The following is a 19278-nucleotide window of genomic DNA, read 5'->3' on the forward strand; positions in this document are numbered from 1 at the left end:
AAGCGCTCGAAGCGCTCGAAGCGCTCGAATCGTTCGGAGCATTTCGCTCAGTCCGGTTTTACCGTTTTACGCGCATTCGTCGACCTTAACCCCGTTACAATCGGACGTTTTGTCCGCCGCACCGCAACATCGGCGCGGCGGCGCATTCGAAGCGTTTCTGAGCGTCAAGCGAGGTTCAATGTTGCGGAAAACGATGATGCGGCTCGCGTGCGTGCCGCTGGCGGCGGCGCTGGCCGCATGCGGTTCGGCGCCGGTCGCGCCCGGGTACTACCGAGTCGAGCGCGGCGATACGGTCACGAAGATCGCGCGCGCTCATCATGAGTCGGTTCCAAGCATCGTCCGCTGGAACAACCTGACCAATCCCAACTCGATCGAAGTCGGCCAAGTGCTGCGCGTCGTCCCGCCCGGGACGAACGCGGCGGCGGGCGCGCCGATCCGAACGAACCCGGGTACGGCCACGGCATCCGCCGGCGGCACGGCTCCGGTGCTCGCGGCGCCCGAAGCGACGGCGCCCGCCAACGGCATCTCGCTCATTTGGCCGACTGCCGGCAAGGTCATCCACGGGTTCGACGGCGTCAACTACAAGGGCATCGACATCGCCAATGCGGCGGGTACGCCGATCGTCGCGGCCGCGGCGGGCACCGTCGTCTACGCGGGCAACGGCTTGCGCGGCTACGGCAACCTCTTGATCGTCAAGCACGACGCCGATTTCCTCACGGCCTACGCGCACAATCGAACGATGCTCGTGAAAGAGGGCGAACACGTGGCGCAAGGCCAGAAGATCGCGGAGATGGGCGACACCGACAACGATCGCGTCGCCCTGCACTTCGAGTTGCGCTACGGCGGAAAGTCGATCGACCCGTCGCGTTATCTGCCGTCGCGGTAAAGTTCAGGCAAGGGGCCGCGGCACGCGGCCGGGCGTCTCGCAAAAAAAGAGGCCCGGACGAGCCGGGCCAACGGGGGTTCGGCGCAGTGAGGCAAAGGACCGGTTCGCCATGCGCCGATTACAAATTTAACGATTCTGCAATACATCCACAATCGATTTATTGAAGGAAAAGCGGTAATTGGCACATAGTGCCGAGATAATGTCATAGAAATACGTCGAAACTGGAGACATTGCCATGAGATCGTCGGATGAAACCCGCGACACCCCGCCGGAAGCGCCAGGCCATGGGGCTCGCTCACGGTGTCCGCAAATGCCGATTGCAACGCGGTTAATCGCCATTCAACTGACTTAATCGGCCACATTGCAATTGCTCTGCCTATTTGGCGATTTTATCGATGAATTAATCGAGCCGACCGAAGATAAGAGGATTGAAGGAGACGCGGCATGCTAACTCGAACCAACAGCTACGAAACGCTCGTCGCAGGCTTTGCGTGGCCGATCCCCGAGCGCTACAACATCGGCGTCGACGCCTGCGACAAGTGGGCCGACGGCAGCAACCGCCTCGCGCTCGTCTACGAGCAGCGCGACGGCACGGTGACGCACTACAGCTTCGACGAACTGAAGGCGCTGTCCAATCAGCTCGCACACAGCTTCGCGCGGCACGGCGTGGCGCGCGGCGAGCGGGTCGGCATCTTCCTGCCGCAAGCGCCCGAGACCGCGCTCGCCCATCTGGCCGCCTACAAGCTCGGCGCGATCGCCGTGCCCCTGTTCGCGCTGTTCGGCGTCGAGGCCTTGCAATATCGGCTTTCCAACAGCGGTGCCGTCGCGCTCGTTACCGACATGGCGGGCTTGCGCAAGATCGAGCAGATTCGCGATTCGCTGCCCGAATTGAAGACGGTCTATTGCATCGACGGCGACGAACAAGCCTTGCAGGCGGCCGGCGCGCTGCCGTTCTGGTCGTCGCTCGAACACGAGGTCCGCGTGCTCGAGCCGGTCGATACCAGCGCCGACGATCCGGCGGTCATCATCTATACCTCGGGCACCACCGGCAAGCCGAAAGGCGCGTTGCACGCCCATCGCGTGCTGCTCGGACATCTGCCCGGCGTCGAGATGCCGCAGGCGTTCTTCCCCGACGAGGCGCGCCTCATGTGGACCCCGGCCGATTGGGCTTGGATCGGCGGCCTGCTCGACGTGCTGCTGCCGTCCTGGCACCACGGCATACCCGTGCTTGCCCGCCGGTTCGAGAAGTTCGACGCCGAGAGCGCGTTCGAATTGATGGCGCGGCACCAAGTCACGCATGCGTTCCTGCCACCTACCGCGCTGAAGATGCTGCGCACCGTCGAGCGCCCGCGCGAGCGCCACGCGCTGTCGCTCGTCGCCGTGTCGAGCGGCGGCGAATCGCTCGGCGAGGAACTGATCGAATGGGGCCGCGCGGCACTCGGCGTCACGCTCAACGAGTTCTATGGCCAGACGGAATGCAACGTCGTCGTAAGTTCGTGCAGCGCTTTGTTCGAGCCGCGCATCGGATCGATCGGCAAGGCCGTGCCGGGGCATCGCGTCGAGATCGTCGACGACACCGGCCGGGTGCTGCCTGCCGGCACGGAAGGCAACATCGGCATCCGCTCGCCCGATCCGGTCATGTTCCTCGGTTATTGGCGCAACCCCGAGGCCACGCGCGAGAAATTCGCGGGCGACTACCTCGTGACGGGCGATGTCGGTGTGATGGATGAGGAAGGCTTCATCCGCTTCGTCGGGCGCAACGACGACGTCATCACGAGCGCCGGCTACCGCATCGGCCCGGGCCCGATCGAGGATTGCCTGCTCGGCCATCCGGCGGTGCGCATGGCCGCCGTCGTCGGCGTGCCCGATGCGACGCGCACCGAGATCGTCAAAGCGTTCATCGTGCTGAACACGGGCTTCGCGCCCAGCGACGCGCTGGTGCGCGAGATTCAAGAGCACGTGCGCACGCGCTTGGCCGCGCACGAGTATCCGCGCGCGGTGGCCTTCGTCGAAAGCTTGCCGATGACGGCCACGGGGAAGATCGTGCGCCGCGATCTGCGCTCGCTCGGCTGAGCTTCGGAAGCCCAGCGCCGAGCGCCGAGTGTCTCGCGCCGCGCGGCCGGAACCCCGGCGGCGCGGCGCGGTGGGGCTACGCCATCCGGCGCAGCAGACGGTCGCGCAACACGAGCTGGTGATAGAGCGCCGCGATCACGTGCAGGCCGATCAGCCCCAACATGCCCCAAGCGAGCAGACGATGGACACCGCCGAGCTGATGGCCGAGCGCCGAGCCCGTCGCCGCGAGCGACGGTAGATTCACGCCGAACAGCGTGACCTGCCAGCCGCGCGACGAGGCGTTGACCCACCCCAGCACCGGCTGCACGATCAGCAGCAGATAAAGCAGGCCGTGCGTGAGATGCGCCACACCGCGCAGCAACGTGCTTCCTTCGACGGGAGCGGGCTCCTTGCGCACGATGCGCCAGAGCAGGCGCACGATCATGATCGCGATGATGAACGCGCCGAGATCGAGGTGAACGACGATGAGCCCGACGGGCTTCGTCCCGCGGTGAATGCCCGGCATCGTCCAGGCCACGATGTACTGGGCGATCAGCAGCAGTACGATGAGCCAATGGAGCAAGCGGGCAAACGGATCGTATTTCTGAGCGGCGCCGAAGCCGGACATAACCACCTCTAGAGGAGAAGAAGAGATGGATTATAGTGACGACCCTCACGAACGAACGCAGTCATCGACATGACCTCCCCTGAGCGCCCCGGCGACACCGCGGGCCACAGCCCGCTCTACCTGAAGCTGCTAGCCGAGACGGCGAAGATCGCCTGGCCCGAACTCGAACGCTTTTTCGCACGCGGCATGCTGCTGCGCGTCGCGCGCGATCTCGATCTGGTAACGGTGGCCGCCGCCATCGCCGAGGACGACCGCGATCAAGTCGCGCAATGGCTCTCCTCCGGGCTCGTCGAGCGCATGCAAGCGGAAACGGCCGCCGATTTCGCGGCGCGCGATCCGGAACTCTGGGCCGTCGTCGTCTCGCCGTGGGTTTGTGTACAAGAGCGCGGCGTGTCCTAGTATGTATTAGCGCGACCCTAAATCGCGGAAAGGAGGCTGCCATGGACGCTGAATCGATCGCCGGCCTGGTCGGGCTGTGCGTCGGCCTGCTCGTGCTGCTGGCACTGACGATTTTCGAATCCCGGTCCTACAAGCGCGAGCACAACGGCGAAGGCATGATTCACCACTGGCTGGCCGAGCATCACATGCTTAGCTGGCACCGTACGAAGCACTGACGCGCCGCGCGCTTCGGCTTCGAGGCTTCAGACGAGCCGGCGCGGTGCGCCGGCGGGTACCGTGCGACAGCGTTCGCGCGGCGGTGGCTATGCGTGCGCGAATTTGCGCATGGCGGCCTGCTCGGCAGCGAGCGTCGCCGGCAATTCGTCATGCAAGAAATCGACCCACGTGCGGATCTTCGCATCGAGGTATTGCCGCGACGGATAGAGCGCGTAGATGTTCAGTTGCATGGCCGTGTACTCAGGCAATATCCAGACCAATTCGCCGCTCTCGAGCCCGCGCATCGCCGCGTAGGTCGGCAAGACCGCGATGCCCATCCCCTCGCGAACGGCAACGGACATCGAGTCGGCGCCGTTCACTTGAAACGACGGCGCCGAAACGGTAAAGGTTTCCATGCCGTTCGGGCCGTCGAAATTCCATTTGTCGAAAACCGAGGCCGGCGTAACGATACGCAGGCATGAGTGATTGGCGAGATCCGCCGGCGTGCTCGGCACGCCGCGGCGCTCGAGATAGGCAGGCGAGGCGCAGGCGATGCTGAAGACGGTGCCGAGCCGCTGCGAGATCAAGCCGGAATCGGGAAGATCGTAGCCCACCACGACCGAGACGTCGAAGCCTTCGTCCAGCAGATCCGGCGTTCGCTGAGCGAGCGTCAGGTCGACGGAAACGTCGGGGTAGCGCCGCTGGTAGCGGCCGACGACGGGCACGATATAGTGCATGCCGAAGCTGGCCATCGCATGCAGACGAAGTTTGCCCGAGGGCCGCGCGTGCGCGTCGCTCGCCTCTGCCTCGGCTTCCTCGACATATGAGAGGATCTGCTGGCAGCGTTGCAAGTATCGCTCGCCTGCTTCGGTCAGCGCGATTCGCCGCGTCGTCCTGTTCAGCAGGCGCGTGTGCAAGTGTGCTTCCAGATCGGAAACGGCGCGCGAAGCGTACGCGGTGGTCGTGTTCAGATGCTGCGCAGCTGCAGTGAAGCTGCCCGACTCGACGACGCGCACGAAAACGCGCATGTTTTGAAGCGTATCCATACCCACCCCTTCGTATCTCTGCGTCGCGATTGTTACACGTTCCGCAACACCGATTATCTCAGATATGGTAATAATGCATTGCATCCTTACGGCTTATTCGACAATCCGCTGAAAAATATAATTGTCAGCGTTCAATAGCATCGCAAAAGGGAGAGAATCGTGCGATTGCCGCTCGGCAAAGTGTGTGTCGCATCCGCATTTCTTGCGCTGTCGATAACAATGGCAGGATGTGCAAGCACGGGCGGCATCGCGCCGCGGCAAACGGCCGCCGATCCGTCCTCGCTCGACGTCGGCGCCGCGGTGCGCGCGGCCGACCGCAGCGCGCGCTGGCCCGACGCCGACTGGTGGAACGTCTACGGCGACGCTCAACTCGATTCGCTCGTCACAGAAGCCATCGCCGGCAATCCCACACTCGCGGCCGCCGACGCCCGGGTGCGCGAGGCGCAGTCGCTCGCGGGTGTCGCCGCCGCGGAACTCGCGCCGCACGTCGAGGGCAATCTATCGATCACGCGCCAGCACTGGGCCGACAACCCGCTCTTCTACGGCCCCGGCGAACTCGCCAATCAAAACACCTGGAACAACACCGGCACGCTCGGATTCTCCTACCACCTAGACCTCTGGGGCGGCGACGAGCACGCGCATGAACGTGCGCTCGACGCCGCGCACGAGCGCGCGGCGAGCGAGCGGGCCGCGCAGCTCGAACTCGAAGTCAACCTGGTACGTGCCTACGTCGACTTATCCAAACAATATGCGCTGCTCGACATCGCCACCGATACGCTGGCGCGCCAGCAACAGCTTTTGGCGTTGGCGCAACGGCGTCTGGCCGGCGGCATCGGCACTCAGCTCGAGGTAAGCCAAGCGCAAACGCCGCTGCCCGAGTACTCGCGCCAAATCGAGGCGTTGCACGAAGCGATCGACCTCGACCGCAATCAACTCGCCGCGCTCATGGGGAAAGGCCCCGGCGCGGGCGCCGAGTTGACGCGGCCGACGCTGTCGCTCGATGCCCCGGCCGCCCTGCCCTCGGCGCTGCCGGCCGAACTGATTGGACATCGCCCCGATGTCGTCGCGGCTCGGTGGTCGGTGGCGGGCGCAGCACGCGGCATCGACGTCGCGCACGCCGCGTTCTACCCCAATATCAATCTGATGGCGTCGCTGGGCGGCTTCGCGGCCGGCGGCCCGCTGTTTCAATTTCTGCATGCGGCCAACGGCGCCTGGACCGCGGGGCCCGCACTCTCGCTGCCGATCTTCGAAGGCGGAGCGCTGCGCAGCAAGCTCGGTGCGGCATCGGCGGGCTACGACGAAGCCGTCGATCATTACAACGCGACCGTTGTGACGGCACTGAAGCAGATCGCCGATCAGATCGTCCAATTGCACTCGCTCGATGCACAGCAAGCCGATGCCGCGCGCTCGGTCGAAGTGGCCGAACACAGCTACCGGCTCGCGCAACTGGGCTTCAAGCGCGGCCTGAACGACTACGTCAACGTGATCGTCAGCGAAACGCAGTGGCTCGCCGCGAAGCAAGGGGTTGCGCAGTTGCACGCGGCACGGCTGGCGGCTTATGCCTCGCTGATGGGCGCGCTGGGCGGCGGACTCACGGCGCCGGCCGACAGCCCCGACGCTGCCGCTATGCAGCCCTCGCAGCATGTTCCGTTCGGCGGGAAGGTTCTCAAGAGCCTTGCCCCTGGCAACGGTACGCCTGCGGATGCGCCGGCGGCGGCCCACGAGGCCGGCGACACGCACGGCGAATCGCGCTAAGGACGGACGCCATGGCCGATCCCGCCTCCCCCACGCCGCGTTCGCTGCCCGCCCTGCAAGCCGCCTTTTTGGATTGGGCGCGCACCGACGGCCTCACCTGGATCTATCTGTTCAAGGCGCTGGCCGCCGCGTTCCTCGCGCTCGGCATTGCGATGCGGCTCGACCTGCCGCAGCCGCGCACGGCGATGACGACCGTGTTCATCGTCATGCAGCCGCAAAGCGGCGCCATCCTCGCGAAGAGCTTCTACCGGATCGGCGGGACGCTCGTCGGCCTCGTGGCGACCCTGGCCTTGATCGCCGTCTTCGCGCCGCAACGCGAGCTGTTTCTCGGCGCGCTGGCGCTGTGGACCGGCATCTGCACCGCCGGTGCCGCGCGCAACCGCAATTTTCGGTCGTACGGTTTTCTGCTCGCCGGCTACACGGCCGCGCTGATCGGCATCCCGGCCGCCCAGCATCCGGACGGCGCGTTTCTGTCGGCGCTGACCCGTGTGGCCGAAGTGTCGCTCGGCGTGTTGTGTGCTGGCTTCGTGGGGGCGCTCGTGTTTCCGCAGCAAGCGACGCTGCAAATGCGCACGACGGTGCGCGCGCGTTTCTCGGCGTTCGTCGAATACGTCGCGGCGGCGCTGTCGGGATACGTCGATCGCCCGCAGATCGAACGCCAGAACGCACGCTTTCTGGCGGAGATCGTCGGCTTCGAAGCGATGCGCAGTATCGCCGTCTTCGAAGGGCCGGAATCACGCGGCCGTAGCGGACGGCTTGCACGCTTGAACAGCGAATTCATGACTGCGTCCACGCGCTTTCATGCGCTGCATCAGTTGATGAACCGCCTGCGCGGTGCCGGGGCGACCGAGGCCGTGAACGCGCTGGAGCCGTACTTCAAGGAGCTGGCGCCGCTGCTGCACTCTCCCGGCGAGCCCGTGCTGACGGCACTCGACGCGGCCGGCTCGGCAACCAAGCTTGAAGCGTTCAAGGCCGCGCTGCCGCGCCGGGTGCGCGAGGCGCGTGCCGTGCTGGCCGCGCAGCCCGACTTCCCGCTGCTCGACTTCGACACGGCCTCCGAGCTGCTCTACCGGTTCGTCGACGACATGCACGCCTATGCGCTCACTTATGCGTCGCTCGCTGCCACGACGCACGAACGCGAACGCACGCCCGAGCGCTACGAGCCGAAGACCAATGCGGTCCTCACCGCGGTGGCCGGTATCCGCGGCGCCATCGTCATGGCCGCGCTGAGCGTGTTTTGGGTCACGTCGGCCTGGCCGAACGGCTCCCTGCTCGTGCTCAATGCCGCCGCCGTCTGCGCACTGGCGTCGTCGTCGCCGCGCCCCACGCGCATGGCCAGTCAAATGGCAGCCGGGACGGTGCTTGCCGTGATCGTCGGGTTCATCGTCGTGTTCGGCGCTTACCCTCATATCGACGGTTTTCCCTTGCTGTGCGCGGTATTGACGCCGGCACTCGCGATCGGGATCTTCATGACGACGCGGGCGAAGCTGGCCGGATACGGCGCCGGCTACTGCATCTTCTTCTGCGTGCTCGCCGCTCCCGACAACCTCGTGCATTACGATCCGGCAGGCTATGCGAACGACGCGCTCGCGGTGGTGCTGTCGATGCTGGCCAGCGCGGTGGCCTTTGCCGTGCTGCTGCCGCCGTCGACGCCTTGGCTGCGCGGGCATTTGCTCTCCGACTTGCGGCGTCAAGTCATCTTGGCCTGCAAGGCACCGCTCGCTACCGCGCGCGGACGTTTCGAGAGCCGCGCGCGCGATCTTGCCTTTCAAGCCCACGCGCTCATGGAACAAGAACCGGCCGAACAGCGCGACGCGCTGGCTTGGTTGATCGCGGTGTTAGAGGTTGGCCATGCCGTTATCGATCTGCGGCGTGAACTGGCTGGGTTGCCGAGCGATGCGCGCTACGCACGGACGATGCCGTGGCGACGCAGTATTGCGCAGTCGGCCAAGACACTGACGGCGCTGTTTGCGCGGCCGTCGGATGCGCGCTTCGATGCCGCCCTTGCCGCGAATCACGATGCGATCGCGGCCGCCCAGCAGGCGCTGGCGGCGTTTGCGCCGCCGCGCGAAGACCGGCATCGCATGCAACGCATCCTGAGCTACCTGCACTTCGTGCGCACGGCGCTCATCGATCCCAATTCGCCGCTCTCGCGCTACGCGGGCGCGGCACGCCGCGATACCGCGGCGCCGGCTTGAAGGAGCTGACCATGCATCGCGAGATAGCCGTTCTCGGCGCTTATATTCCTACGCTGATACCGCTTTGCATCGGCGGCGCGGCGTTGACTTGGATCGTCGATCGCTTGCTGGCACAGGTTGGGCTTTTCCGGTTCGTTTGGCACCCCGCGCTGTTTCGCGCGAGTCTGCTCGTCTGCATCTGCGGCGCGCTCGGGCTCGCGGTTTATCGATAGAAAGACTCCAATCATGACGCTTCGACAAATCATCGGTTTCATCGCCACGGCAGTGCTGCTCGTGATCGCGCTGGCAATCGGGCATCGGCTCTGGGTTCATTACATGGACGAGCCTTGGACCCGCGACGGGCGGGTGCGCGCGCAGATCATCAACATCGCGCCGGATGTTTCGGGGGCGATTGTTGAGTTGCCTGTTTCGGACAATATGCTCGTTAAGAAAGGCCAGGTGCTGATGAAGATTGACCCGGCGCATTACCAGGTGGCCGTTGAGCAGGCGGAGGCGGCCGTGGCTGCTCGCAAGGCGGAGTGGGACATGCGCCGGGCCGATGCTGCTCGGCGGGCGGATATGGATAGCCTCGTTGTGTCGAAGGAAAACCGTGAGAATGCTTCGAGTGCGGCGACGGCTGCGCAAGCGCAGTATCAGCAGGCTGTGGCGGCGCTCGATGCGGCTAAGTTGAATCTTTCGCGGACGACGGTGGTGTCGCCCGTTGATGGGTATGTGACGAATTTGTCGGTGTATCAAGGCGACTATGCGATTGCTGGTACGCCGAAGCTTGCGATCGTCGATAGTCACTCGTTTTGGGTGTACGGGTACTTCGAGGAAACGAAGCTGCCGCGCGTGAAGATCGGCGATAAGGCGCAGATTCGGTTGATGAGCGGAGGCGTGCTGCAAGGGCACGTGGAAAGCATCTCGCGCGGGATCTATGATCGCGACAATCCGCAAAGCCGGGACCTAGTTGCCGATGTGAATCCTACGTTTAACTGGGTACGGCTGGCGCAGCGGGTGCCGGTACGGATTCATATCGATAGGGTTCCTGACGGCGTTGTGCTGGCCGCGGGGACTACTTGTACGGTGGTTGTGTCGCCGGGGGCTGCGTCGGCGCCCGCACCCTCTTCGGCTCCCGCGCCTGCGTCTGCGCACTGATCAAACGGCTATCGCGGAGGCACAGCCTCCGCTTTCATCGCATTCAACCGTCAATCGATTTGCTTCACTGCGCCGAGTCTCTGCTTCTAGATTTCCGGTCCTGCGCTTGTTCGAAATTTCTGCAATAACTCGGCGTGATGTGCGCAATTCGATCAAACCACCGTCACTCGATCTTGCATTTTACTTTTCCGAAGCTAATCATTAACTTCTTGGCTACGACGCCACTGCAATAGTTGGCTGAATTCAACCTCGACATATCGAACAAATACCCGTGAGATTGCTTCGTGATACTCAACGAATCACCGCCACTAAGGGTGTAGGTAATCATATTTCCAGAAAACGTTGGCGCGCCGCTCACCAGCGACGAGTCGATAGTGCAATTCAAAGCGAGGCTTTGCGACGGCGTGCTCGACATATAGGAGAAATCCGGCACCCCGTTGTTCTTCTCGGTAATCTCAAGCGAATGCGAGATGCTGCTCTTGTCGGCATCGCACGACAATGTGGGCTTCGCGGAAACCCCGAGACCGATCGGCATAAGCATTGACGCCAGGAGCCGCCTATTACGCTTTTTCATGTAGATTTCTTCGTCTGTATGGCTGCGTAGGATATCGGCAACCGGTTTGGAGGCACTAAACTTCCAGCGCATCGACTCCGCCAAAAGCAATGTTCGCATGGTCACTTTGGCCTGCCGGCTCTAGTGAATGACATCACGGCCTGATCGCTAGCTGGTCCGTCCTAATCCATCGAAGAAGATGTTTGCCGAAGGCATCGATGTAGTCCACATACGCCCAGCCTGTCGGCGACTGCTTCAATACCGTCACCGCATCGTTCTGAATCAGATAGGCACGACTCGCGTGGGCCTCATCGGGAGCGAGATAGAGCCTCGCTTTTTCCGCCGAGACGGACGCCGCTCGACGCTCACCGTCCACTGCCGCAGGCACCGGCGTACCAATGGACTTGCCGTCAGCCTGTGAAAGCGCGTTTGCGATCAGTCGCGCATCATTATTTGCACCTGCTTTTTGCAAGGCGGCCGCGATCTTCCGATAGGACTCACGATTGACCGATGACACCGGATCGCAACGAAGGAGATTGTCGGCACCAGAATCGTCGCGGATTGTCAGCTGCGCCGGTTGACCAGCGCGGATGAAGCCTAGCTGCCGACCCGCCGATGGTCGGTCGCGCCTCAGCATCATATCCGTCCTGTCGTCCGTTCCCCACTGAGCAGGGTTGCCCGCTTTCCAGCCCGCCCCGCATATCTCACCGGTTTGATCGGCGGTAATGCATCCCGTTCGTATCTCGATCATGGAACAGTATTCCCGGCTCAGTACAGACTCCGGTTGTCCCGGTCCCGTGGATATTGTCCCCTGCTCGTCTCGCGCGATGACAACGTATTGCCCCGAGGGCGCAATATCGCTGTCGCTCGGCGGTTCCATCGCAGTGCCGACGCCAACGTTCGACTCGCCAACTCTCGGCAGCAAGCCGAACGACACTCCGTTCGGGAAATAGAAAACTGCTTTTTTCCAGGCTCGTTCGCCCAATGGGTCTTGAGGGTTAACGGCGTTGCTATAGAGAATTGCTGCTCCACCCGGCAAAGCAAACCGAAGCGCCGACGGTGGCGTCGCGGCAAGTGCTGACTCTGTTACGCCGCAAGATAGCAACAAGGCGGCAGCAATCAGTGCGCCGATACGAGCTGCACGCGCGGTGAGCGCATTATTTTTGGGCAGCGGAACACGCGCCGCCATTTGATCCATTAGCATCATTCAATGGATATCGATCTTCGACACGGGGGCCTCGCGGACCCCATCGAAAATCTTGTTCGAAAAGCTCTTGTATCTCGACGCGTGGCATGCCTTATCGAAAATCTCCTTTCCATTTTTCGTTACATAGACCTCGCCTGGTGAGAGCGATGAAACGACGTACGTGTAAGGCCCTTTCGAGAATTTCAAGTGCAGCCCACGAACGCTCCCTTCGGAAACGTCAGTGATCGTGACCGCCCTGACCGGCGAAGCGTTCTTGTTCGGAAATGCGAAAACGTCACCCTTCGCGCCGTATCGGTATTGCACGTAGCCCCGATCGGGGCCGGTGTTGTCCTTCGCGCACACGGAAACGGTCTTTCCATTCTCCAGGGGACAACTGAAGTAGATCTCCTCGCGGTCAGTGCATAGCGTCTGTTCATCCTGCGACGGCTGAGTATGCGCATTCCTCGCGTCATATATCGAATGGCGTGAAATCGGCACATACTGATGAAGCAGCGTGACAAGATCCGACTGTTGCTGCGCGGTCAACGGCGCACCGAAATAGTTCCCATCCGAGGCGGCAACTCGACCTTCAGCCGTCTCGATGGTCACCTGCCTCTTATCGTAATGTACATAGGTGGGTTCGAAGCAGTAACCATTGGCTGTATTTGCCGGGAGTTTATCCAGCAACACGAAGGTGCTGGTCGAAATCATCTGCGACGATGGTGGTGTGCAATATGGGCGCGGCGCGAACTTGTCCGGCACAGGGCCTGTCGGATGTTGCCGCAAAAATTGCTTCAGTATTGGTCGACCGTAAACGAGTTTGCGCGCGTAGTCACCTGTGGCGTCTGAAAGAAAATTGGTATTTCGCTCTTCGGTCCAATCGTCCTCGCAAGTCGTCAAAACGACGTCTTTGCCAACAGTCCACCTGATCGTTACGGCAGCGCCATCACACAATGCGTTCGCTGCCGGAGGCTTTTCGTTGACGAAGACAACGCATTCGTCGTCGGTGCAATCCGACGTCGCAGGTCGGGCGGCGCTAACCATTCCAAATGCAAGCAAGCAAAAACCTGGCAGGAGCATAGAAAGCTTACACGTCAGAGATCTTCCCACTGATTGTCCTCTCCGTATTTATCACAAAGCAAGCTCATCATTCGCGCGCGCCATCGACGATCTCATGCTTCGCGCCACACTCAAGCACAGGATCGACCGTCGAGACATTGGCTCGACGCTCTGACTCGGAAGGGGGCTCCATATCACATAGACCTACGTAGCACACAACGCAGCTTAGCGAGTGATGTCCTGTCGTCTCAGCCAGGCTTGCAGCGGCGGCGTCCCTGCCCGTGCGAAGCGAATTCGCACCCAGTCCGGATTCTCTTCGCCGATTACTGAAACATGATCCCCGTGGATCAGATACCCATCCCGAATGCTCCCCACCGAAGGTCGCTCATAGAGCCACGATCGGTCGACCTGCACTGTCCATGACGGCGATGCATCGACCTCCGGAGACATCGCTCCGCCGGCCACCCGGTCGCTCGCCGCAGAGGCAAACTCACCAAGCGCCACCTGTATTTGCGCGTAATACCCCGCGTTCTCTGCATTCGGTGGATCGCATGCGCGAAGATTTTCAAGGCCTAGCACAACACGCAGGAACGGCTCGATATCCGCGGATTTTGACTGCCTGAACTGCGTCCATACGGCCTGGGCCGTCGGCTTCTCCATAGTCTTCATCGATTGAGACTCTTTCTTGCCCGAATCAAGCTGGCTGCTCCAAACGGGATCGTGGTCGTCCCACGCCCCACCGCAAACTGCGCCAGTGTGGTCACGCGCAACACACCCGGTCTGGGTGTCAAGGATCGGACAAAACTCTCGACTTTCCACGGAGGGCTTACCATCCTCGGGTTCTGTCACACCGTTACGAGTGAGATCGAGCACGACATAGCGTCCGTCGTGCGAACGCTCGTTAGCTCCAACGGTCGAAAAAATGACACCACCATTCGCGGTAAGTGTTTCGTCCGAAACGATCGCCATGGTGCTCCCGTCGGGCCGAGTGATCGAGAGACGCGTCCAACCAGGTCCGAACGTTCCTCTCAGTTCTGGCGAGACGGGTGCCGAGTAAACCAGTCGCGCGTGGTTTGGAAAATCCATCTCAGACCGATCTTGAGCGCACCACACCTGCTGGGAAGCAAGCAATGCGGCGGCCAACAAGCTGAGATGAATGATCGTGCTCATGTTCACCTTAGCGTTCCCGTGAGATTCGGATACCAAGCCGATGCCACCGGCAGCCCGGCGGGACTTGGGTAAAGCAACACACGTGTAATACCCTTTTGCGAATCTCAACAGCAACCCACGAGCGCTCCTTTCTGAGACGTCGGTGATCTTGATCGTCTTGACCGGCGAAACATTCTCGTATGGAAACGCGAGAGCGTCACCATTCGAACCGCATCGGTATTGCATGTGCCCCCGAGCCCGGCGGGTGCTCGCTCTTGCGCACACGGAAACGGTCTTTCCGTTCTCGAACGGGCAATTGAAGTAGAGCCCCTCGCCGAAGTTGCAGTTTACGGTTCCGCACAAAAAATGAGCTACTACTTGCACTTCGTCTCATTGCACTTGAAAAGGGACTTGACAGCGCCTGCGGTCTTGTACGGAAACGAACTCGCCTCCCCCTCTTGGTATCCATCCATTCCGTTCATTGCACCATTGTCGACAACGCTCCTATTTTCGGCCAACCGACCTTGCTCGTCCGTGGTATATGCATATATCTTATAATATTTCCCATATGTTCCAATTCCGCGAGAATTAACATCCCAATGGACAACGGTGAAAATATTTTGCTTACCCTTGAGACTCATGAAGAAGAGAGAATCGACATTTGGCGCCCCACCTTCTATAGAGTATTTTGCGAATTTCGATTTCTCGCATCCACTTGAACTCGGCCTATAGATAGACAAACTTACCGTTTGATTCGCATCATTTCTCTCTATCGAAACGACTGAATCTTTATATATACTCCTCGCGGAAAACACACCCGCGGATGGCGATACTGCCGGACAGGTAGCAAGTTCGCCCGCGTTCGCCCAAGCTAGCGAGGCGAACGAAAGGAAAACATAGCACGTGAGGCATGCAAAAAAGCATTTAGCTCGACTCTTGCGGAAGTCCCAAGAGCGGTTCACCTCTGTTATATGCGATAACTCTTTCAGAATGTCCATTTTTCTCCATCGATCTCTTACGCCACCGCCGCAACATCTTGCGTATCCATTACCGAATTCACACTACGACAGACGACGGGTGCCGAGTAAGCCAGTCGCGCGGGGTTTGGAACATCTATCTCGGACCGATCCTGCGCGCACCATGCCTATCGGGAAGCCAGTAATGCAGCTGCCAGCAAAGAGAGTCGAACTACCGTACTCTTGTTTAATCCTAGTATTGCCTTGAGTCTACGATAGCGAGCAGGCGCCACGTGAATCCTACCCTGACTTGCCACGCATCGCGCGGCAAAGTAATGTTCACCTAGCGCCTGACCCAATGATGCGAAAAGCTTACTTAGCCTCGCCGACCAGCGCGTAATCGAGCTCAATGAGACCAACGAAATCACAAACCGAGTGCCGCCAACCGGGCGCGGATTGACGCTGCATTCTTATAGGGAAACGTCACACGCTTTCCGTTGAGCACACCATCGTAGCCATCACCGAATGCCTTCGTTATAGCCGACACCGCCCGGAACGTCGTCTGGTTATTCGCCTGTTCGAGACGAAATGCGTTGACTTGGTAAAAATCTCCTTGGAAATCCGCTGCGGCCGAACCTGATGTCCAACGCGCCAAGACGACGATTTCGTTCGCGCGGTAAAAAACGGTGACGATTTCGGGGCCGCTACCTTCCGCTCCGATCGTTCCTACCGGGACTGCTTGGGCACCGTTGCACTTCCAAAAGAGTTGTTGGTCAAACACAGTGGCATTCACATTCGGATCGATGCCAGCGGGATAAGCCTTGTGCATTACCACGGAGCAACCAGGGCGAATTTGTTTCGCCGACAACGACACGTCGCCTTCAGCGAAAATCTGCCCGGAAAAAGCTGACAGAAAAATTGCGAGAATTAAGAGAATCCAGCTTTTCATGAGGTCCACCCGTTCGCTGCCGTTAACGCATTTTGCCATTTTTCTGCGCAGGGGTTATTGCTCCCGTTTAACAGCGTGAAGGCGCGCTTGGCCATGTTTCCACGATCGTGCATTCTGAGCAATGCCGAGTTGATGATGTTTGTGACATCGTGTAAGGAGTTCCTGTCAGCCGGCGCACTAATGCCGTTGCTCTCCCAGAACCATGCAGACGCATCGCATCCGATCGCACTGTCCGTCGCGAGCAACCGGGGATTCGGCATGACTGTCGTCCCGGATGCGGTCTGATAGGCGCGGTAGGTTCTATCCCAGGTTACCCCCAAGGGGCCGCGCCCACGATAGTCAACATCCGGGTACTGTGAGTTGCCGAATAGCACCTTTCCGAGTTCCGCGTCATTGTTGGCCAGATGTGTTTCCGTGTAGGTACGCATTTGCGCTTCAGTCCAGGTCGGATTCAATCGATGCAAGCCGGCGACTAGCGCACTGTGATAAATGCCCCAGAGACGATGTCCATCACGGTAGTTCAGGCTTTCTTCGAAAGACGTAAAATCGGTGCACTCTACGCTGGCTTGACCAAGGAAATGAGAAACTCGCGCACAAGTATTCACACTGTGCTTTTTGAATGCTTTCGTCAAATCAGTGGAGTATTTTTCGGCATTCAAGGTTGTAATGTTGGGGAACAATGCGCTCAAGACATGACTCGTCATGGTGAGGTCCGCGCTGCAGTTTACGCATTTAAATCCAGCTGAACTAAAATTACCGACAATGCCAGCCGGATGAAAGTGATAAACACTCGGTGTCGACACCGGCTGTAACGCCGCCTGGCACGAATCCCACATCTGCAAGAGCTTGATCCGCTCTTTCTCCTTCGTCCAGTACGGCAGACCATCGTGCATAAAAGGGTCGAGCGCATCCCACTTGCTCATCGACCCGCCCCACTCGCTCTCGTACTTCACGACCAAATGATCGACACGGTTCGCGCGCCATTTCAGGCCCAATGCGGCGAGCAGATCCTGGCCGCCGACCTTGCCTTGTGCCTGAGATTTCGGCGTCAGAATCTCATCCAGTTTGGCGATCAGTGCATCGCTTTTCGCCGTGTTGAAGCTGGCTTCGAAAGCGGCCTGTTCGTCGGGTGTTGCGTTATCGCCTGCCAGGTAAAGAAAACGCTTGTAGAGATCGGCCGTCGTTAGATTTGACGACAGCAGTTCGAACCCAGCCCACGCCCATTTATTCTGCAGCGAAACATTCGGCTGGCCGGAGGCGCAGACGAAGCCGTTGACCGTGTTCATAGTGGCATCGCCAGCATCGACTTCGTACCAGGTATGCTTCTGATCATCTACGTGCTCGGGCAAGCCAGCGATGTTGATAACACGTGCGTAGTCGCTGGTTCCGGTCGGCGCCCCCGACAACGACAAGGGGAAGGAATTCCAAGCACGCCGCGCACCGTTGCTCGCCAACTCGCTGCGCACAATCCAATAATTCGTTGCGCTACCTGCCCCTGCCGCCTTGACCTGTACCTTGGTCCACATGCCCGTCTGCGGGGCGTCGCTCGCAAGCTTCACCACGGTATTCGCTGGCAGCGTCAAATCGCCGTCGGTCTTATAGCCGTACAAATTCGCGCCCTTCGAGAGCACAAGTTGTGTCTTCGGCTCTTGCGTCAATTGCGCGGCACGCGCCCGACTGCGCCCAATGAACGCCTGCAGATCATCACCAGCGAACACCTCAACATGCAGCAACGCCCGCTTTGGACTAGGCGGCAACGTCGATGCATGTTCGGCGTTTTGATATTCGCCCAGATAGCCGACCACCTCCCCGGCACCGATGTGTGCAGGCTTTGGCAGCACGTAGACGCTATCGAGTGCCGCGGGATCGATCTCGCTGTCGAGCCAGGGAAGAAATACCCAGCCGTGCGATGCGTCCGGCGGCACAGCTGTTCCAGGCTCAAGCGGAGCGATGTCTCCGGAGAGGATGCTAGCAATGCGCCCCCAGTTCTTCGGCGCATGTGCCGGACGTTGAATCTTGACCTTGCTGCCCGACGGCAAAATGCCGATGTTCTCGCCCGCATGATTATGGTTATCGCGATGCACATGCGAGCCTTTGACTGGATCCCCTGTCTCGACGTGCTCCTGCTTATCGGTGGCACGCTGGTCGCTAACCGTGTAAAGCGGCTCCGCATTGTAATAGCCGGGCCAGGTCTTCTTGTTCTTGTCCTGTTCCGAATGCTGATACACCGTGCAAGGTGCCAAATGCATATACAGACTGAAGAAGACAAGCGAATCCGCCGGGTCCGTGCTCAGCTTGTTCGGTTCGTTGTTGGCAGGCGCTGTCGTCGGTACATTCGGCGCATTCGGTGCATTTGACGGCGCCGCGGGCAAGGTCAGCTTGTGCTTGACCAACGTGAAGCTTCGCGAATACAGCGCCGTCGAGTTGTCTGGATAAGTCAGATGCTGGTAGTCGCTATCGAGCCGGTACGCCACGACCACGCCATCGGCAATGCAACGCACGCCGCCGCTGCGGTCCATCGCGCTATCAGCGGCCGTCAGAGACGCGCCAGCCTGATCAAGGTGAATGCCACCATGCCAAAGACCGTTCAGCCCCAGCGGGAAGGGGCCATCGCTCCCCTGGAGCCCAGCCAGATAAGCATCCGGGTCCACGGTCCCACTCGCATTTTTCTGCGGAAAGGGATAGGCCCATTGAGAAACCGGGGTCAACGTATCGCCGTTGTCGGCTGCCATGCTATATGTTTCCTAATTATTCTCGTAAGAGCCCTGCCTATCCGCGGGGCACCCTGCCGCTTCGCCAAGCGCCTATCCTGAAAACGATGTCGAGCGTTTCGGCTTGCCGTCCGCCGCTACCCATGACGGGAATGCCGTATCCAACCGCGCCGGCCCTGAAAAATCATGGGTGGCTCCTTTCACATCGATCTTTCCCGGCGCGTGAATCTCAATGTTGCCGTCCGCAATAAGGATATAGGCGCCGCCACTCGTCAGTAAGATCTGCTTCTTGGCCGCAGCCGTGACCAAATCGGTCGCAGAGATCACCGTCACCTTTTTTTGCGCGGTCAGCTCGATGTTGTCCGACTGCGCCTGAATCTCCACCTTCCCCTTCGCCGCAAACAGCTTCATCCCCGCGT

Annotated in this window: 17 protein-coding genes; 8 read left to right on the forward strand and 9 right to left on the reverse strand. The window is 60.6% G+C overall.

Annotation, left to right across the window (positions count from 1 at the left end):
- The first annotated feature begins 178 nt into the window (after window positions 1-178).
- Together DWV00_RS19655 and DWV00_RS19660 are read left to right on the forward strand one after the other, a co-directional pair.
- Window positions 179-886 carry a peptidoglycan DD-metalloendopeptidase family protein gene (locus DWV00_RS19655; RefSeq protein ID WP_115535301.1) on the forward strand — a complete coding sequence of 236 codons (708 nt, stop codon included), beginning with the start codon at window positions 179-181 and terminating at the stop codon, window positions 884-886.
- 444 nt (window positions 887-1330) lie between these two features.
- Window positions 1331-2959 (forward strand): acyl-CoA synthetase, encoded by a 1629-nt coding sequence (locus DWV00_RS19660; RefSeq protein ID WP_115535245.1) that lies wholly within the window; start codon window positions 1331-1333, stop codon window positions 2957-2959.
- 76 nt (window positions 2960-3035) lie between these two features.
- On the opposite strand, the gene DWV00_RS19665 is transcribed toward DWV00_RS19660, so the two are convergent.
- Window positions 3036-3566, reverse strand: a complete 531-nt coding sequence (locus DWV00_RS19665) for a cytochrome b (protein WP_115535246.1) — start codon at window positions 3564-3566, stop codon at window positions 3036-3038.
- A gap of 69 nt (window positions 3567-3635) precedes the next feature.
- On the opposite strand from DWV00_RS19665, the gene DWV00_RS19670 reads away from it, so the two are divergent.
- On the forward strand, window positions 3636-3965 hold the full coding sequence (locus tag DWV00_RS19670; RefSeq protein WP_115535247.1) for a DUF2288 domain-containing protein: 330 nt from the start codon (window positions 3636-3638) through the stop codon (window positions 3963-3965).
- A 41-nt stretch (window positions 3966-4006) separates the two neighbouring features.
- Window positions 4007-4180 (forward strand): hypothetical protein, encoded by a 174-nt coding sequence (locus tag DWV00_RS34120; protein ID WP_181885528.1) that lies wholly within the window; start codon window positions 4007-4009, stop codon window positions 4178-4180.
- An 87-nt stretch (window positions 4181-4267) separates the two neighbouring features.
- Here the strand turns inward: DWV00_RS34120 and DWV00_RS19675 are convergent, their stop codons facing one another.
- On the reverse strand, window positions 4268-5206 hold the full coding sequence (locus DWV00_RS19675) for a LysR family transcriptional regulator (RefSeq protein ID WP_115535248.1): 939 nt from the start codon (window positions 5204-5206) through the stop codon (window positions 4268-4270).
- A 219-nt stretch (window positions 5207-5425) separates the two neighbouring features.
- Here DWV00_RS19675 and DWV00_RS19680 point away from each other — a divergent pair, with 219 nt between their 5' ends.
- Genes DWV00_RS19680 through DWV00_RS19695 form a run of 4 tightly spaced genes read left to right on the forward strand, consistent with a single transcriptional unit; the run spans window position 5426 to window position 10296 of the window.
- Entirely contained in the window at window positions 5426-6961 is a 1536-nt protein-coding gene (locus tag DWV00_RS19680; RefSeq protein ID WP_115535249.1) for an efflux transporter outer membrane subunit, read from the forward strand.
- 11 nt (window positions 6962-6972) lie between these two features.
- The gene (locus DWV00_RS19685; protein ID WP_115535250.1) at window positions 6973-9159 is read left to right on the forward strand and encodes an FUSC family protein; all 2187 of its coding nucleotides are present in this window, start codon (window positions 6973-6975) and stop codon (window positions 9157-9159) included.
- A gap of 11 nt (window positions 9160-9170) precedes the next feature.
- Entirely contained in the window at window positions 9171-9371 is a 201-nt protein-coding gene (locus DWV00_RS19690) for a DUF1656 domain-containing protein (protein ID WP_115535302.1), read from the forward strand.
- A 13-nt stretch (window positions 9372-9384) separates the two neighbouring features.
- Window positions 9385-10296 carry an efflux RND transporter periplasmic adaptor subunit gene (locus DWV00_RS19695; RefSeq protein ID WP_115535251.1) on the forward strand — a complete coding sequence of 304 codons (912 nt, stop codon included), beginning with the start codon at window positions 9385-9387 and terminating at the stop codon, window positions 10294-10296.
- Window positions 10297-10459: 163 nt separating this feature from the next.
- On the opposite strand, the gene DWV00_RS19700 is transcribed toward DWV00_RS19695, so the two are convergent.
- The 7 genes from DWV00_RS19700 to DWV00_RS19735 all read right to left on the reverse strand — a co-directional run.
- A complete protein-coding gene (locus DWV00_RS19700; protein WP_115535252.1) occupies window positions 10460-10942 on the reverse strand; it encodes a hypothetical protein in 483 nt (160 codons plus the stop codon).
- 61 nt (window positions 10943-11003) lie between these two features.
- Window positions 11004-12056 carry a hypothetical protein gene (locus DWV00_RS19705; RefSeq protein ID WP_115535253.1) on the reverse strand — a complete coding sequence of 351 codons (1053 nt, stop codon included), beginning with the start codon at window positions 12054-12056 and terminating at the stop codon, window positions 11004-11006.
- Window positions 12057-13079, reverse strand: coding sequence for a hypothetical protein (locus DWV00_RS19710; RefSeq protein ID WP_147297935.1), 1023 nt, complete (start codon window positions 13077-13079; stop codon window positions 12057-12059). It lies immediately after the preceding gene.
- Between the two features lie 240 nt (window positions 13080-13319).
- A complete protein-coding gene (locus DWV00_RS19715) occupies window positions 13320-14264 on the reverse strand; it encodes a hypothetical protein (RefSeq protein WP_147297936.1) in 945 nt (314 codons plus the stop codon).
- A gap of 1359 nt (window positions 14265-15623) precedes the next feature.
- The gene (locus DWV00_RS19725) at window positions 15624-16148 is read right to left on the reverse strand and encodes a hypothetical protein (RefSeq protein ID WP_115535257.1); all 525 of its coding nucleotides are present in this window, start codon (window positions 16146-16148) and stop codon (window positions 15624-15626) included.
- Window positions 16145-18880, reverse strand: coding sequence for a glycoside hydrolase family 19 protein (locus tag DWV00_RS19730; RefSeq protein WP_115535258.1), 2736 nt, complete (start codon window positions 18878-18880; stop codon window positions 16145-16147). Before DWV00_RS19730 ends, DWV00_RS19725 begins: the two co-directional genes overlap by 4 nt.
- Before the next feature lie 72 nt (window positions 18881-18952).
- Window positions 18953-19278: DUF2345 domain-containing protein (locus DWV00_RS19735; protein ID WP_147297937.1), on the reverse strand; the 326-nt coding region annotated here is incomplete at its 5' end.

This window comes from Trinickia dinghuensis, from assembly GCF_003367175.1.
Taxonomy (GTDB): domain Bacteria; phylum Pseudomonadota; class Gammaproteobacteria; order Burkholderiales; family Burkholderiaceae; genus Trinickia; species Trinickia dinghuensis.

Bases quoted from the DNA above. Each gene is read 5' to 3' on its own strand.
- DWV00_RS19685 (WP_115535250.1), top strand. From the start codon at position 6,973: ATGGCCGATCCCGCCTCCCCCACGCCGCGTTCGCTGCCCGCCCTGCAA.
- DWV00_RS19690 (WP_115535302.1), top strand. From the start codon at position 9,171: ATGCATCGCGAGATAGCCGTTCTCGGCGCTTATATTCCTACGCTGATA.
- DWV00_RS19710 (WP_147297935.1), bottom strand. From the start codon at position 13,079: ATGGTTAGCGCCGCCCGACCTGCGACGTCGGATTGCACCGACGACGAA.
- DWV00_RS19695 (WP_115535251.1), top strand. From the start codon at position 9,385: ATGACGCTTCGACAAATCATCGGTTTCATCGCCACGGCAGTGCTGCTC.
- DWV00_RS19655 (WP_115535301.1), top strand. From the start codon at position 179: ATGTTGCGGAAAACGATGATGCGGCTCGCGTGCGTGCCGCTGGCGGCG.
- DWV00_RS19680 (WP_115535249.1), top strand. From the start codon at position 5,426: ATGGCAGGATGTGCAAGCACGGGCGGCATCGCGCCGCGGCAAACGGCC.
- DWV00_RS19705 (WP_115535253.1), bottom strand. From the start codon at position 12,056: ATGATGCTAATGGATCAAATGGCGGCGCGTGTTCCGCTGCCCAAAAAT.
- DWV00_RS34120 (WP_181885528.1), top strand. From the start codon at position 4,007: ATGGACGCTGAATCGATCGCCGGCCTGGTCGGGCTGTGCGTCGGCCTG.
- DWV00_RS19730 (WP_115535258.1), bottom strand. From the start codon at position 18,880: ATGGCAGCCGACAACGGCGATACGTTGACCCCGGTTTCTCAATGGGCC.
- DWV00_RS19670 (WP_115535247.1), top strand. From the start codon at position 3,636: ATGACCTCCCCTGAGCGCCCCGGCGACACCGCGGGCCACAGCCCGCTC.
- DWV00_RS19660 (WP_115535245.1), top strand. From the start codon at position 1,331: ATGCTAACTCGAACCAACAGCTACGAAACGCTCGTCGCAGGCTTTGCG.
- DWV00_RS19700 (WP_115535252.1), bottom strand. From the start codon at position 10,942: ATGCGCTGGAAGTTTAGTGCCTCCAAACCGGTTGCCGATATCCTACGC.
- DWV00_RS19675 (WP_115535248.1), bottom strand. From the start codon at position 5,206: ATGGATACGCTTCAAAACATGCGCGTTTTCGTGCGCGTCGTCGAGTCG.
- DWV00_RS19715 (WP_147297936.1), bottom strand. From the start codon at position 14,264: ATGAGCACGATCATTCATCTCAGCTTGTTGGCCGCCGCATTGCTTGCT.
- DWV00_RS19725 (WP_115535257.1), bottom strand. From the start codon at position 16,148: ATGAAAAGCTGGATTCTCTTAATTCTCGCAATTTTTCTGTCAGCTTTT.
- DWV00_RS19665 (WP_115535246.1), bottom strand. From the start codon at position 3,566: ATGTCCGGCTTCGGCGCCGCTCAGAAATACGATCCGTTTGCCCGCTTG.